Here is a 13,628-nt window from a genome sequence, read left to right as displayed (position 1 = left end):
GGTTCCGGCGACCGCGACGGGTGAGGTGTTCGCGTGGTCCCGAGACTCATCGGAGGCGGGAGCCTGTGGTGCCGAGGGCGGCGGCGATGAGGCAGGCGAGGGCGGCGGTGATCCAGAGGGGAGTGTAGGAGCCGTTGACGTCGCGGATCAGGCCGCCGGTGAGGGCCATCGCGCCCGCACCCAACTGGTGGAAGACGCTGATCCAGCCGAACGTGAGGGCGCTGTCGGCGCCGAAGTAGTGCCGGCACAGGGTCAATGTCGGCGGCACGGTCGCGACATCGAGAATGCCGAACACCACGGCGAAGGCGACGAGGTCGGGGGACCACCCGCTGGTGAACAGGACCGGGAGGAGGGCGAGGGACACGCCGCGGCCGAGGAAGAACACGGCCAGGAGCAGTCGCGGATCGATGCGGTCGGTGAGCCAGCCCGCCGAGACGGTGCCGAGAATATTGGCGACGCCGATGATCGCCAGCAGGCCCGACGCGGCCGTCGCGGCCATGCCGTGATCGTGCGCGGCGGGGGTGAAGTGGCTCCACATCAGGCCGTTCGTGGTCGCCCCGCACAGGGCGAACATCGAGGCCAGCACCCAGAATCGGCTGTCGCGCAGGGCACGGAGCAACGCGGTGATCGTACGGGCGAACGGGTTGACCTGGCGATCGGTGCTGTCTGATTCCGTCTCGGCATCCGCGCCGTAGCGGACGGCGCCGATCGCGGCGGGGCTCTCACGCAGGAAAAGCGCCACGCCGAACAACGCCGCCGACGCCAGGGCGCCGCACGCGAGAACAGGCGCGCGCCAGTCGGCCCGCTCGAGCAGCACCGACAGCAGCGGCAGCATCGCGAACTGACCGAATACGCCGGCCGCGGTGAGTAATCCGGTGGCCAGGCCGATCTTGCGGTAGAACCAGCGATTCGCCACAGTCGCGGCGAACACCGTGGTGATCGACCCGGTCCCGACCCCGACGGCGAAGCCGAACCACAGCACGAACCAGAAGACCGACGGGGTCCAGATCGCGGTGAGGACCGAACTCGCGATCAGCGCGAGCAGTGCGGACGACGTCACCCGGCGGATGCCGTAGCGGTCCATCATGGCCGCGGCGAACGGTCCGACCACCCCGTAGAGCACCATGTTCACCGCCACAGCGGCGCCGATCCCGGTGCGGCTCCACCCCTTCGTCTCGACCAGCGGTTCGGTGATCAGCCCCGCGATGGTGGCGAAACTCCCCGCCGCGACGAGAGCGAGGGCCGCCACGGCGACCATCGTCCACGCGGGATGAAAACGCGGCGCCCGTCGGATCGTGCGCTGCTCGATATCGACTGCGGAAATACCCACCGGAATCCTTCGCGTTGCTCGACGTCCTTATCCTCGTTTCTATCAACCAGCGAACGGGATCGACAGTATGCACAATCTTGTCCATATGGACGAATTGGATACCATCGAGCGTATGGCAACCACGGATGAAGTCCGGGCGCCGATCGTCCGAGCGATGCGGAGCTGCCCCGTCGAAGTGAGCATCGCTGTCCTCGGCGGCGCGTGGAAGATGACCATCGTCAAATACCTGCTCGACGAGCCCCTGCGCTACGGCGAACTACGCCGCAAGGTCGGCGAGGTAACTCCCCGCGTCCTCACCCGTCAACTCCGCGAACTGGAACAGGACGGCATCGTCAGCAGACTCGCCTACGCCGAAGTCCCACCACGCGTGGAGTATTCGCTCACCCCCACCGGGCAGGCGCTGCGCGGTTTCGTGTCCGAGCTGAACCGATGGGGTGCGGAATATGTCGAGGGCCTGCCGGGACGGCGACCGGCCACTGATGGGTCGTCACAGGTGGTGGTCGCGACGGGCCGCAGACTCAGGGCGGGTCGTGAGGCAGAATGTGGACGTGAGCAAGAGTAGTAAGCCGAAGTTCGGGGCGGGTGTCGCGGCGCCTGTCTGCGGTTAGTTCGATGTCGGACCAGGAAACAGGGCCGGGGTTCGCGCGCGGACCCGGCAATAGTCGATTCGATGCGGTGGAACGGCTGCGTCAGAAGCTGGCCGAGTCGAGGGCTGCCGAGACGGGTCCGCGTCAGGGCGAAGACGGGCCGTCGAACGTCGTGCGCCTGCCCAGGCCGCCGCGGCGACGTCAAGAGGATATCGGTCCAGCTCAGCGCTGGTCTCCGGTTCCCGATGGCGCCTACGATCCGGCGGCGACCCGCCCGGTGACCCGAGCGGAATTGCAGCGCGAATCAGGATCGTTGCCGGTCGACGAAGTGGTGCAGGCTGAGGCCGAGTCGGGCAAGAACACCGAGCACGATGCGAATCTCATCGACTTCGACGCGTCGCGCCGTAAACGGGTCGGCGGCGAGAACCGCCCCGCCGGCGCTCGGCGGATGGTGAGGCCGCGCAGGATCGGTTCTACCCGCAGCGATGGCGGTGACGCCGGTTCGTCGCGCCCGGACGAACCCGGCCGCTGAGTCGTTTCGACACGACCTGCGGCACCAGTGCCTCGCGCCCCGGCATCATGGTCTGATGCGAATCAGCGTCACCGGGCACACGAACATCTCTGTCGAAACGATCCCGCTCGTTCGTGCGGCCATCGCCGATCTGATCGCCGACACACCGCCGGGCCTGGTCGGTATTTCCTGCATTGCCCGCGGCGCGGACACCGTGTTCGCGGAGGTGGTCCTCGACGCGGGCGGGCAGCTCGAGGTGGTGGTGCCGTCGCGCGACTACCGGGAAGCGAAAGTGAAGCCGGACCACCTGGCGAAGTTCGACTCGCTCATCGAGCGCGCCACCACGGTTCGGATCATGGATTTCGGCAATGCGGGCCGCGCGGCATACGAAGCCGCCAACGAGGTCCTGGTCGGCGAGGCCGACCGGCTGATCGCGGTGTGGGACGGAAAACTCGGCGAGCGTGCCGGTACCGGGACCGTGGTCGCACTGGCGCGTGAGCGAGGTATTCCGGTCGACGTGGTGTGGCCGAACGGTGCTGTACGGGGATAGCCAGGACTGCAGATGGCGCCACTGTTGGGGATGGCGCGGACCCTATCGAGGTGAATTCGCCGGCTCGCCGAACCAGCGGGACAGCTGGGCGTTCAGGTCCTGCTGATGTTCGCCGATCCAGGCGATGTAGCCGTCGGGGCGTAGCAGCAGCGCTGGAACATCCAGTGCCGCAGTGGGATCGGTGATGATGTCGACCCGGTCGGACCAATGGTCGGCGGTCAGGCGTCCGGTGCGGTCCAAGACCAGGCCGCGGCCCTGACGTAGTCGGTCGTAGAGGCGGCCCTGTTTCAGGTCGAGGTCGGGCAGGCGGCGGCCGAGTAGGTCGGGGCCCGGGCCGAAGTCGTAGCGGATGTCGGTCGCGGTGATCTTCTCGATCAGGTAGCGGTTCACCTCGTCGAAGTCCATCAGTTCGGTGAGCAGTCTGCGCACGGCCTGCGGGCCCGGTTCGGTGGACGCCAGTTCGACCTGGGCGCGGGTGTTGTCGAGTACCTCCGCGGCGACCGGATGCCGTTCGGTCTGGTAGCTGTCGAGCAGTGTCTGCGGCGCCCAGCCGTGGATCTGCCCGGCCAATTTCCAGCCGAGGTTGACGGCGTCCTGAACGCCCAGATTCAGCCCCTGACCGCCGGCGGGCGGGTGGATGTGCGCCGCATCGCCAGCCAACAGCACCCGACCGACCCGATAGCGCTCGACCAACCGGGTGGCATCGCCGAAGCGAGACAGCCAGCGCGGGGAATGCACGCCGAAGTCGGTTCCGGCGATCGCGCGCAACTGCTGCTGGAAATCTTCGAGTGTGGGCGGCTCCGTGCGATCCTCGCGGACACCCGCAGCGGGCACAACGACGCTGTAGACGCCTTCTCCGAAGGGTCTGAGACTGAACACCGCGTTGGTCGCACGGATTTCGGTCACCTTGGCGACGATCTCTTCCTGCGACACACCCACTGCCATCTCGCCCATCAACGTCTCGGTCCGCGCGGGCTCACCGGGGAAACCGACACCGAGCAGTGTGCGAACCGTACTGCGCGCGCCGTCACAGCCGACGAGATACCGCGACCGTACCCGCTCCCCGCCGGCCAGTTCGACGGTCACACCCTCGTCGTCCTGCTCGAAACCGGCCACCGCGCAACCACTCCGGACCTGCGCACCCAGTTCGATCGCGTGCTCTTCGAGCAGACGATCGATGACCGGCTGCGGAATGCCCAGCTGATACGTGTACGCCGAATCCAGTCCCTCGGGCGTAGGCGTGGCGATGGCGGCGAAGACCCCGCCGACCGGACGCTGCCGTCCGCGTTCGAGAATACGGTCCAGCAGCCCACGCATCGCCATCAGCTCCAGACTGCGCACGTGCAGACTGACTACCCGGACGATCGACGACACGGGCTCGGATTCCTTCTCCAGCACGAGAACCCGCACATCGTGCAACCGCAGCTCGGCGGCCAGCATCGCACCGGTCGGCCCACAGCCCGCAATGATCACATCGAACATGAACCACCCTTCGCCCGACTCTCACCAACCCGGTCACCACGCGTCCCCACCACCGCGTACACACATCGCGCTGATTTCGGATTTCCGCAGGTCCTGGCCTCGGCCGCCCATTGTGCGGCACCCCGAGCGCTCGTCGCAAGCGATATATGCCGAGAACGCCGATGCTCACGTCGACGGCCGACGCGGTGAGGGTGTGCCGCGACAGATCTCGCAACTCATCCGGCACAGCGTGGCCTGACCTGCGATGAACACAGATGAGCCCGCGACTCTTGTGCATTGAAGGTGCGCTTCACCCTTTGCGGGTGAGGTGGCGCGACGGCCGAATCATTAGGTTGCCTGGCATGGGGTGCTACTAGCGAAGGAGTCGGTTCGTATGTCCGAGAAGTACTGGCTGGGTTCAGACGACGGCATCACCTTCACCGCCTCGGGCCAGAACCTGGCCTTCACCGAGTACTCCGACACCGTGCCGACGGAGATGAGCGACCATTCGCGCACGATGAACCCCGGTGTTTTCGAGATCGCCGGGAAGAACGTTTACCAGATCTTCGGCTACGCGCTCTCAGCGATGACCGTGGTGGTGGGTGACGACGGAGTGATCCTGATCGACCCGCCCGAAGATGTGGAGAAGGGCCGGCGAATGCTCGAAGAGCTTCGCAAGATCACGGACAAGCCGATCGCGGCGATCGTGTACTCGCACTGGCACACCGATCACTACGCGGGAGTCAAGGCGTTCGCGTCGCAGGAGCAGGTGGATGCCGGTCAGATCCAGATCATCGCCCATCGGGACTTCATGGACAACGTGATCGCCGGTTCGGTGTCCGGTGACGGACCGATCCTGACCGCGCGGGCGGACTACTCGCTCGGCACCCTGCTCGAGGTCGGGCCGCTCGGGCGCGTCAACGGTGGACTCGGCCCCGACTTCATCATGCGCACCATGTCGCTGATCCCGCCGACCGTCCTGGTCGACGACCGACTGGAGCACACCGTCGCAGGGATCCGGATGACGCATTTCTGGGCCCCCTCGGAGGCGATCGACGAGATCGTCACCTGGTTCCCCGACCTCGGCATCTTGCAATCGGCCGAAGTGATCCAGGGCGAGTCCTTCCCGAACCTGCACACCATCCGGGGAAGCCGCTACCGCGACCCGCAAGCCTGGTTCCGCTCCATCGACAAGCACCTGCGACCTCTCCCCGCGGATTTCATGATCCCCTCACACGGGCGCCCAGTCGCTGGGCGCGAACAGGTCGCTACCGTGTTGCGCGATTACCGCGACGCGATTTCCTACGTCTACGACCAGACCCTGCGGCACATGAACAAAGGACTACTGCCCGACGACCTGGTCGAGAAGGTCGCCCTGCCCGCGGCACTCGCCGCCAGCGAATGGCTCGGCGATTTCTACGGCGGAGTACCGCATTCGGTGCGGGAGATCTATGTCGGTGAACTGGGCTGGTTCGACGCGGACCCGACCACGCTGGCGCCGATACACGCGGTGGAAGCCTCCCGCCGCTACCTTGCTCTGATGGGTGGGCGTGACCGCGTTGTCGAGGAAGCGAAAAGTGTTGCCGGACAGGGTGATCACCAGCGGTCGGCGGAACTGTTGCGGCACGTGGTGCGCGTCGATCCCGCCGATGCCGAGGCTCGCCGGCTCAAAGCCGACGCGCTGGAGCAGGTCGGCTACCGGACCCCCAACAGCAACTGGCGAAACTGGTACCTCACCGCCGCCCGCGAGCTCGACGGCACGATCGACTACTCCCTGGCCATCAATATCAACGCTCCCGATCAGATCGGAGCCCTGCCTGCCGCCGCGCTCCTGGAGGGGCTACGGTTCCGGATCGACCCGGTCAAGGCCGAAGGTGCCACCGCCGCAGCGGGATTCGTGGTCACCGACACGGGCGAGACCGTCGGACTCACCATCCGCAACGGAGTCGTCGAACCCACCACAACCATCCCCACCGACACGGACTTCGTCGCCGAACTGCCCAAGCTCGTCGTCATGGGCATGCTGTTCGAAGATTTCACCGCGGTCCTGGCCAACGCCCTCGACGGCGGCAGCGCGAAACTCACCCGCGGATCGCTCGATGACGTCACCCGATTCTTCGGGTATTTCGACCCCAAGGCCACCAGCCGTATCCACCTCAGCGACCGCTGACCACCTGCCCAGGCGCCGAATGGGCTGAAAGACAACCGTGCGCTTATGCTCGAAGGTCCTCGACTCGTCGCTTGGCCGATGTCGTCGAGGTACTGGTGGTCGGTCGTGTGCATCGACCAAACTCGACCAGGACGATGCCCGGTTGCGGCTCGTCGCTGAGCCAATAGACAGCGACGGCAGGCAGTTCACAGCCATCACCTTTTCCCAACATCTCTTTCACTGCGGCAGCGTATCGATCGAACGGTCTGCAATGGGCCTGGTCGAGGCTCGGTCCGGCCGGACGAACCGCGCGAATATCGCACCAATATCTCCACGATCTCACCACATCTGGGGTCACGAGGGTGGCTAGGCTGACGCTCTGTTCGATGTTCAACCGTGTTAGGAAATCCGAATGAGGCAGTGGGGCAATTTAATTCGGAGTGCCGTGGTTGCCATCTTGCCGCTGAGCGTGATGAGGTGCGGTGTGCTGAGCGATCCGCATCCGGCTTTCCAGCCAACCGCGGTCACCTTCGTATCCGCGGACGAGGGCTGGATTCTCGGCCACCGGGAGAGTTGTGGCAAAGCTTCGTGCGGGGAGTTGTTCCACACCACCGACGGCGGGCACAGCTGGCGGAAATCGGCACCGCCGCCGTTCGGCGTGACTCGTCTCGTGTTCGCGGATTCCCGTAACGGGTGGGCTTATTACTCCGGAACGAGCGTAGGACGCGAGCGCGAGTTGTACTCGACTCATGACGGCGGTGGCAGCTGGGACCGGGTCAGCGTGCCGGTGGGTGTGGCATCGACCGAGTGGACCGACCCGGTGATCTCGGACGGCACCGTGCAGATCGCGCTGTTCGACCCGCGCATCAGCGAGGCTCGAATGCTCAGCAGTCCCGTCGGCGTCGATACTTTCACAGCCTCGCAACCGTTCCGGATCGATGTCGCCGCCTCCACTCACCGATCTGTCTACGTCGAACTGGGCCTGACGCGGGCCGGATCGTCGAGCTGGTTCGTAGTCACGGTCAGCAGCCCTGACAATTCCCAATCTCCCGCCGGCGGCGCCCGTTTCGTCGATGGCAACTGGTCGCCGTGGACATTGCCGTGCGTCAATCCGAACCCTCCGCGTCTAGCGGCGGTCTCACCGACCGACTTGTTCGTGTCTTGAGTCAAGACCTTGGCAGGAGTTGGCTGGTCAGATGATTAACGCCACGGTTGGTGAGATCGCCTGAGAACAATCGGTAATGCCGATGAGCGGCGCTGCAGGGAGTCGATGTCGAGGAGTATTAGCTTGTCGGCGCCGAGCAGGCGGTATGGCGCTAGGCGCGGGCCCGGAGTTCGCGGTGGATCCGGGCTGACCGGCGTCGAAGCCGCGATGGCGGGGAGCCGATATCGCGTGTTCAGGCTCAGTGATCGAGGTACAGCCATCGCACCGGCGATGTCTCCCGGACGTGCACGAGAACTTGGAATGCACCGAACAGCGACTCGACAGCGATGTGCTCGTCGGTATCGCGCTGCGGGGAATACATGCCGCTGATGGTCCTGGTGGTCGCCGGGCCGCGCCGCCACCGGTCGCCCGCCTCGGGCACCTCGCCCCGCAGTGCGGGGCGCCGGAAGTTCAACTTGCGGTGAGCATCTGACGCCTGACCGAACGCACCCTCATGCCGCAGACAGTGCTGCTCTACCGGCCCGCACAGGGGGCACTCGCATGCGCGGGCCGTGTCAACGCTGACGGCACCGGTTCAGGCCGGCTCGGGCAACCGGATCGAGGCAAGTTTGGCCGGGTTGATCACGATGTGAAGCGCGGCGATCCGGTCATCGGTGACGGTGAAGGCGATGACCGAGAGCGGGGTTCCGTCAGCACGCCACGACATGTGGCCAGGGATACCGTTGACCAGCACTGGTCGTTGTCGAGCGACTTCGCCGGAGAACATGCGAGCGCCAGAGGCAACCGCGGTCGCGCCCAGGGTGACGACCACACCGTCGGCAGTGTCGACAGTCAACTTCACTTGCGGGTCGAGGACGCGCAGGAGCGCTTCGAAGTCACCGGTTAGGGCTGCGGCGCGGAAGGCTTGGACGACCTCGTGGTGCTCCCGGCCGGGCCCCGCTCGACGTTCCGTGGCTTGAACCTTGCGGCGGGCGCGACTGGCGATCATTTTGCTGGCGTCGGCGGATTTGCCCAGGATCTGCCCGATTTCGGCGAACGAGACCGCGAACATATCGTGGAGGACGAACGCCAGGCGCTCGCTCGGGGTAAGCGTATCGAGCACGACAAGCAGGGCGAGCCCAACCGAATCTGCCAGCGCGACTTGCTCATCCGGTGTGGGGCCGTCGTTGGGCGTTACCACGAACCTCGGAAACTCCTGCCCATATCCGGTTTCGGGGCGGGCTTGGCGGGAGCGCAGCAGATCCAGGCTGATTCGGCCGACCACGGTGGTCAGCCAGCCCGCCAGGTTGTCAATCGCGGCTGTGTCTTGACGGATCAAGCGCAGCCACGCTTCCTGGACCACGTCCTCGGCATCGGCGTGCGAGCCCAGCACGCGATAGGCGACGGTGCGCAGCCGGTCGCGCTGGGCCTCGAACGTCTCGGCCACCAGGCCGAATGGGTGTTCGGTCACGGCTTGCGCTGCTCCCGCAGCGAGATCCGATTGCCGTCTGGGTCTGTGGCCTCGACCCGAATCCCGAACGGATATTCCTCGGGCTCGGATTCCACGAAGGTCACTCCACGACCGCGGAACACTTCGAAATCCTTTCGCAGATCATCGGACTCGAGAATCAGCGGGCCCGGCGCACCGTTTCGGGTCCCAACCACCGGCCCGTCCGCCGATTGTGGCCACAGAATGATCTGCACCGGGCTATCGGCGATTCCTACGGTGAGGAAACGCCCATCGGGCCCAGGGAAGTCGATCCGCTTGTCCAAGCCAAGGCCTTCGGTGTAGAACTCCAGCGCGCGGTCTTGATCGGTGACGTAGATCGTCACGTACATGATGTTGGTCAGCATCGGCTGCTCCACTTCGGTCGTAGATGTGAGACCGTCCGTAATCGGTCGTCGCTTCTATGACGAGTGCGGTCCGCAAAAGGTAACAGGATCGCCCCCCGAAGTGCCTCGAAACCGACAGTCCCTCTGCCGCTCTCAGGGCTTCGAGGTCAGCGAAGGGACCTGGTCCACCAAGGCTGCACCGTGCTGTCAGACCCGCAGCTGCACCGTCGCTTCGGCCAGCGCCAGCTTCAGCTGCTCGTTCTCCATCCGCAACCGCCGCTGCTCCGGCGATCCCTGCGCTCCGGCTGGGCCGCTGGGCGCCTCGTCCAGCGCCTTCGTCCCCGCCTCCAGGAACGCCTGCTTCCACTTCCCAACCGATGCCGTGCTCACCCCGCGCCGCCGCGCGGCCTCCGTGGCACTCATCTCACCGGCCAGCACCGACAACACCACTCGCACCTTGTCACCACGACGAGATCGGGCTGCTTTCGCCTGCCGGTGTTCGCAGCAACGGCTATCGCGTCTACCAGCAGGAACAACTGCTGCGGTTGCAACAGATTCTCGTGTTGCGCGAGTTGGATATGCCGCTCGATGCCATCGCGGCGGTCCTCGACGGACAGACCGACCACCTGCAGGCGCTGCGTGAGCACCACGCCAGGGTGACCCGCAAGCGTGATCGTCTCACCCGGGTGGCACGCGCGCTTGCCCGCACGATCGAGGAACTCGAGAGACAGAAGGGAACAGGATCGATGACCGAAATCAACAGGCCGGAAAACCTTTTCGAAGGTTTCGACCCGAACCAGTACGAGGCGGTACAAAGCGACGATCGGCCCGATCAGGAACAGGTCCAGCAGCGATCGCAACAGTTCATCGACTCGCTCAGTGTCGAGGACATCGAACGGATGCAGCGAGAAACGACCGCGGCGATGATTCGGATGGCGGAATTCATGGCATCCGAGACCGCGGTGGGTGACCCGTCTGTACAGGCGGAGATCGAGGCGGCGTACCAGCTCGTGCGTACCAGCTGGGACCCGGACGCTCGGGGGTTCAAGGCACTGGCTGGTGCATATGATGATCCGGCCAACGCCGAGAATTTCGACCGAATCGCTGCGGGGCTTGCGACGTACTACCGCGACGCGATGGTGGTCTTCGCCGACACCCGACTCACCTGAGGTGGGCGGCATCCGGACAGGTCACCAGCTCACGCGAGTGGCCGCAATTCGGATATTGCCGCTCGTCACGCGGTTCGGGTGTCGTGTCCCCTCGAATGTACTACGCTCGCCGACACAAACTAGAACAGGTTCTCGGGGCGGGGTGTTCGATGCGGGTGGTACAGATCGCGACATGGCGGGCGACGGTTGTCGGCGCAGTTTTCGCGCTGGTCGCGGCGTGCGCGGGTTCGGCTGCGGCAGTGCCGCTGCCGGAACAGGATTCGTTCTACGCCGAGCCCGAGGATCTCGCCGACCTGGCCGATGGGACAGTACTCGCGTCGCGGGTGATCGCCACGGAGTCGTTCGGGCAGCCGCTGCCGGCAGCGGCGTGGCAGGTGCAGTACAAGACGGTCGACAATCACGGGGCACCCCGCGCCTATGTCGCGACAGTTCTTGTACCGCACCAAGAATGGACTGGCGACGGTCCGCGCCCGCTGCTGTCGTACCAGGTTGCCGAAGACGGCGTCGGCTCGAAATGCGCACCCTCGTATGCGCTGCGTGGTGGGATCGACGGAGCCCCCAGCGGCGCGTACGCCGAGACCGGCATGATTCGGTTTGCCTTGCAACAAGGGTGGGCTCTGGTCGTACCGGACTATCAGGGTCCCGATTCCGAGTTGTTCGGCGCCGACGGGTATGTCCACGGCGTGCTGGACGGTATTCGCGCCGCCAGGGCGTTCGCGCCCGCGGCTGTCGACCCGGCGGCGCCGATCGGCATGTGGGGTTACTCCGGTGGTGCACAGGCCACCGCTATTGCCGCGCAATCGCACCCCACTTACGCCCCGGAACTGCGGTTGGCCGGTGTGGTGCTGGGCGGGGTCGTCGCTGACCTGGAAGCCACCATGTCCGGCTTCAGCGGTGGAATCGCCGGTGGGGCGGTCGTGGTCGGCCTGGTGGGGTTGAACCGGTCCTATCCGGAAGCCGATGTGGCCCACTACCTCAACGAATCCGGCCGCAGGATGCTGGCCGAAAGCCGTGCCCATTGCGTGCCCGACGCCGCGCTCGCGTATCCGTTTCTCGATGCGGCGACGCTGGAAGCCTGGCCCGGGTCGATCACGAACAACACCGAATTGAGCACGGTGGTGCGCAAGGCAAGTCCCCTGTTCCGCCCGGGTGCGCCCGCCGTCCCGGTGCTGGTCCATCACGCTGTCGCTGACGAGTTCGCACCTATCGGTGCGGCCCGGGCGCTGGCCGGAAAATACTGCGCCGCTGGGATTCCGGTGCAGCTGGTGGAGAATTCGGTCGGCGAGCACGGTACCGAAGCCATGCTGGGAATGTCGACGGCCCTGACCTATCTGGCCGACCGCTTCGCGGCGAAGCCAGCGGCAAGCACCTGCTGAGCGGCATCAGTTCTCGGCGGTCCATGGGCTCGGCGAGCAGAGCCAGATCCGGAATCTACGGTGTCGGAAACAGCGCGCCCGGCCTCCGCCCGGTCCACCCTCGCGACGCGTATCCTGACCCTCGTGCCGACTGGCGGTAGCAAACAGGTTCGGGCCGCACGCAAGCGCAAGAAGCGGATGGCGGCCGTCGCCCACGATCTCACCGACGCGCAATGGGACGCGCTCAAGACGTCCTGGGGCGGGTGCGCCTACTGCCGATCTCCCGTCACTTCACTGCAGAAGGACTGCGTACAGGCCATCTCGCGCGGCGGCCGCTACACGCTCGGCAACGTCGTGCCCGCGTGTGGGTCGTGCAACGCCAGCAAGTGCAACGCCGAAGTGACCGGCTGGCTGCGCCGCAAGAAGCTGGACGAACGCTCGTTCCTGGTGCGCCACTACGAGATCGCGACCGATCTCACCACACGGTTCGCCTAGTGGAGCGGGAAGTGTCTGGCTGTCATGGGTAGTGGAAGAAGGCCGTTCACGCGCACGCGGCGTCCCCCTCCAGCTCCTTTCCGGTCTGTGCCCGACCGATCGCGTTCGCGCGTTTCGTCGCGTGGCCTCGCGCGGGGTCGTTGTGTCAGTGTCGAATCGGCGAATTGATGTGTGGTTGCCGTCAGCGCAGATGATCGACGAGTGTGCCTTTCTCGCCGAACAGTGTTGCGGTCCAGTGCTCGAGTAGAGCGGTGTTGTCGGTGTCGTCGGGGTGGAAGCCTCGCTCGTTGTATGCCCCGGCCCGGCGCTGGACAGCGCGCGTCAGGAACGGTGAGTGGGGGATAGCGGCAAGGCTGCGTATCAGCCGGACCGGGTTGTAGCTGGCGCGGTCGCCGAGCAGCGACAGTGTTGTATTGATGACGATTGCGGTGAAGAAAGAGGCCGATATGCCGCGCATCGCCCAGATACGTCGGCGTTCTGTGCCGCCGGCGGCGCGGTAGACGTCGAAGGCGACTGCCCGGTGTTCGGATTCCTCGATCGCGTGCCACAGCAGCATCGACCGGACCTCGGTGGCGCCGAGCAGTGCCTGGGCTCGTTTGTCGGAGAGCAGCGTCTCGGCGAACACCGCGGTGAAGTGCTCGAGTGCGGCCGTGATCGCCAGGCAGGTCAGTGGCGAGAAGAAGCGCTCGTACCTGGTCAGGATGCGGCGTGTGGTGCGGTCTCCTCGCCGGGTGGGATAGCCCATGTCCTGGAGGCGCTCGTTCAGGGCGCGATGCTCGCGACCATGGGTGACTTCCTGGCCGATGAAGCCCTGTATCTGCGACTTCAGTTCGTGGTCGGTGACATCGCCGGCGAAACGGCGAACCGAGCGGACGAAGAAGTCCTCGCCTTCGGGAAACGTCGACGAGAGATACGCGATCACGTGGCTCATCACCAGATCTCCGTCGACATAATGCCGGTCGAGTGTTCCGGTGGGATAGGCGAATCGGATGCGGCGCGCACGCACGACACGCTTGATCGGATCGGTGGTGTTCATGGAGGATC

The 13,628-nt window shown here is 65.6% G+C and carries 15 protein-coding genes; 8 read left to right on the top strand and 7 right to left on the bottom strand.

What is annotated here, in order from left to right; translation table 11 throughout:
* Positions 1-46: 46 nt before the first annotated feature.
* Entirely contained in the window at positions 47-1,330 is a 1,284-nt protein-coding gene (locus tag ACFWFP_RS10845; protein WP_379294528.1) for an MFS transporter, read from the bottom strand.
* A 112-nt stretch (positions 1,331-1,442) separates the two neighbouring features.
* On the opposite strand from ACFWFP_RS10845, the gene ACFWFP_RS10840 reads away from it, so the two are divergent.
* The 3 genes from ACFWFP_RS10840 to ACFWFP_RS10830 are packed head-to-tail and all read left to right on the top strand — an operon-like array spanning position 1,443 to position 2,978.
* A complete protein-coding gene (locus ACFWFP_RS10840) occupies positions 1,443-1,892 on the top strand; it encodes a winged helix-turn-helix transcriptional regulator (RefSeq protein WP_379294527.1) in 450 nt (149 codons plus the stop codon).
* Between the two features lie 20 nt (positions 1,893-1,912).
* Positions 1,913-2,449, top strand: a complete 537-nt coding sequence (locus ACFWFP_RS10835) for a hypothetical protein (RefSeq protein ID WP_379294526.1) — start codon at positions 1,913-1,915, stop codon at positions 2,447-2,449.
* Between the two features lie 55 nt (positions 2,450-2,504).
* Entirely contained in the window at positions 2,505-2,978 is a 474-nt protein-coding gene (locus tag ACFWFP_RS10830) for a hypothetical protein (protein ID WP_379294525.1), read from the top strand.
* 42 nt (positions 2,979-3,020) lie between these two features.
* Here the strand turns inward: ACFWFP_RS10830 and rox are convergent, their stop codons facing one another.
* On the bottom strand, positions 3,021-4,460 hold the full coding sequence (gene rox, locus ACFWFP_RS10825) for a rifampin monooxygenase (protein ID WP_379294524.1): 1,440 nt from the start codon (positions 4,458-4,460) through the stop codon (positions 3,021-3,023).
* 373 nt (positions 4,461-4,833) lie between these two features.
* Here rox and ACFWFP_RS10820 point away from each other — a divergent pair, with 373 nt between their 5' ends.
* The gene (locus tag ACFWFP_RS10820) at positions 4,834-6,609 is read left to right on the top strand and encodes an alkyl sulfatase dimerization domain-containing protein (RefSeq protein WP_379294523.1); all 1,776 of its coding nucleotides are present in this window, start codon (positions 4,834-4,836) and stop codon (positions 6,607-6,609) included.
* A 391-nt stretch (positions 6,610-7,000) separates the two neighbouring features.
* Entirely contained in the window at positions 7,001-7,753 is a 753-nt protein-coding gene (locus tag ACFWFP_RS10815) for a WD40/YVTN/BNR-like repeat-containing protein (RefSeq protein ID WP_379294522.1), read from the top strand.
* Between the two features lie 238 nt (positions 7,754-7,991).
* On the opposite strand, the gene ACFWFP_RS10810 is transcribed toward ACFWFP_RS10815, so the two are convergent.
* From ACFWFP_RS10810 to ACFWFP_RS10795, 4 genes are all read right to left on the bottom strand, one after another.
* The gene (locus tag ACFWFP_RS10810) at positions 7,992-8,207 is read right to left on the bottom strand and encodes a hypothetical protein (RefSeq protein WP_379294521.1); all 216 of its coding nucleotides are present in this window, start codon (positions 8,205-8,207) and stop codon (positions 7,992-7,994) included.
* Positions 8,208-8,327: 120 nt separating this feature from the next.
* Positions 8,328-9,203 (bottom strand): sigma-70 family RNA polymerase sigma factor, encoded by an 876-nt coding sequence (locus ACFWFP_RS10805; RefSeq protein ID WP_379294520.1) that lies wholly within the window; start codon positions 9,201-9,203, stop codon positions 8,328-8,330.
* A complete protein-coding gene (locus tag ACFWFP_RS10800) occupies positions 9,200-9,586 on the bottom strand; it encodes a VOC family protein (RefSeq protein ID WP_379294519.1) in 387 nt (128 codons plus the stop codon). Before ACFWFP_RS10800 ends, ACFWFP_RS10805 begins: the two co-directional genes overlap by 4 nt.
* A gap of 186 nt (positions 9,587-9,772) precedes the next feature.
* The gene (locus ACFWFP_RS10795) at positions 9,773-10,021 is read right to left on the bottom strand and encodes a transposase (protein WP_379294518.1); all 249 of its coding nucleotides are present in this window, start codon (positions 10,019-10,021) and stop codon (positions 9,773-9,775) included.
* Here ACFWFP_RS10795 and ACFWFP_RS10790 point away from each other — a divergent pair.
* From ACFWFP_RS10790 to ACFWFP_RS10780, 3 genes are all read left to right on the top strand, one after another.
* On the top strand, positions 9,943-10,734 hold the full coding sequence (locus ACFWFP_RS10790) for a TipAS antibiotic-recognition domain-containing protein (RefSeq protein ID WP_379294517.1): 792 nt from the start codon (positions 9,943-9,945) through the stop codon (positions 10,732-10,734). The genes ACFWFP_RS10795 and ACFWFP_RS10790 overlap by 79 nt on opposite strands.
* A 149-nt stretch (positions 10,735-10,883) precedes the next feature.
* Entirely contained in the window at positions 10,884-12,110 is a 1,227-nt protein-coding gene (locus tag ACFWFP_RS10785; protein ID WP_379294516.1) for a lipase family protein, read from the top strand.
* Between the two features lie 123 nt (positions 12,111-12,233).
* A complete protein-coding gene (locus ACFWFP_RS10780; RefSeq protein ID WP_379294515.1) occupies positions 12,234-12,584 on the top strand; it encodes an HNH endonuclease in 351 nt (116 codons plus the stop codon).
* A gap of 181 nt (positions 12,585-12,765) precedes the next feature.
* On the opposite strand, the gene ACFWFP_RS10775 is transcribed toward ACFWFP_RS10780, so the two are convergent.
* Positions 12,766-13,620, bottom strand: a complete 855-nt coding sequence (locus ACFWFP_RS10775) for a metal-dependent hydrolase (protein WP_379294514.1) — start codon at positions 13,618-13,620, stop codon at positions 12,766-12,768.
* Positions 13,621-13,628: the final 8 nt, after the last annotated feature.

This window comes from Nocardia sp. NPDC060249, assembly GCF_042728755.1.
In the GTDB taxonomy this organism is placed as follows: domain Bacteria; phylum Actinomycetota; class Actinomycetes; order Mycobacteriales; family Mycobacteriaceae; genus Nocardia.
Note: the sequence above shows the minus strand (reverse complement) of the source record. Positions and strands in the feature narration are given on the sequence as shown.

Bases quoted from the DNA above. Each gene is read 5' to 3' on its own strand.
- ACFWFP_RS10775 (WP_379294514.1), bottom strand. From the start codon at position 13,620: ATGAACACCACCGATCCGATCAAGCGTGTCGTGCGTGCGCGCCGCATC.
- ACFWFP_RS10830 (WP_379294525.1), top strand. From the start codon at position 2,505: ATGCGAATCAGCGTCACCGGGCACACGAACATCTCTGTCGAAACGATC.
- ACFWFP_RS10800 (WP_379294519.1), bottom strand. From the start codon at position 9,586: ATGCTGACCAACATCATGTACGTGACGATCTACGTCACCGATCAAGAC.
- ACFWFP_RS10785 (WP_379294516.1), top strand. From the start codon at position 10,884: ATGCGGGTGGTACAGATCGCGACATGGCGGGCGACGGTTGTCGGCGCA.
- ACFWFP_RS10790 (WP_379294517.1), top strand. From the start codon at position 9,943: ATGCCGTGCTCACCCCGCGCCGCCGCGCGGCCTCCGTGGCACTCATCT.
- ACFWFP_RS10840 (WP_379294527.1), top strand. From the start codon at position 1,443: ATGGCAACCACGGATGAAGTCCGGGCGCCGATCGTCCGAGCGATGCGG.
- ACFWFP_RS10820 (WP_379294523.1), top strand. From the start codon at position 4,834: ATGTCCGAGAAGTACTGGCTGGGTTCAGACGACGGCATCACCTTCACC.
- ACFWFP_RS10815 (WP_379294522.1), top strand. From the start codon at position 7,001: ATGAGGCAGTGGGGCAATTTAATTCGGAGTGCCGTGGTTGCCATCTTG.
- rox (WP_379294524.1), bottom strand. From the start codon at position 4,460: ATGTTCGATGTGATCATTGCGGGCTGTGGGCCGACCGGTGCGATGCTG.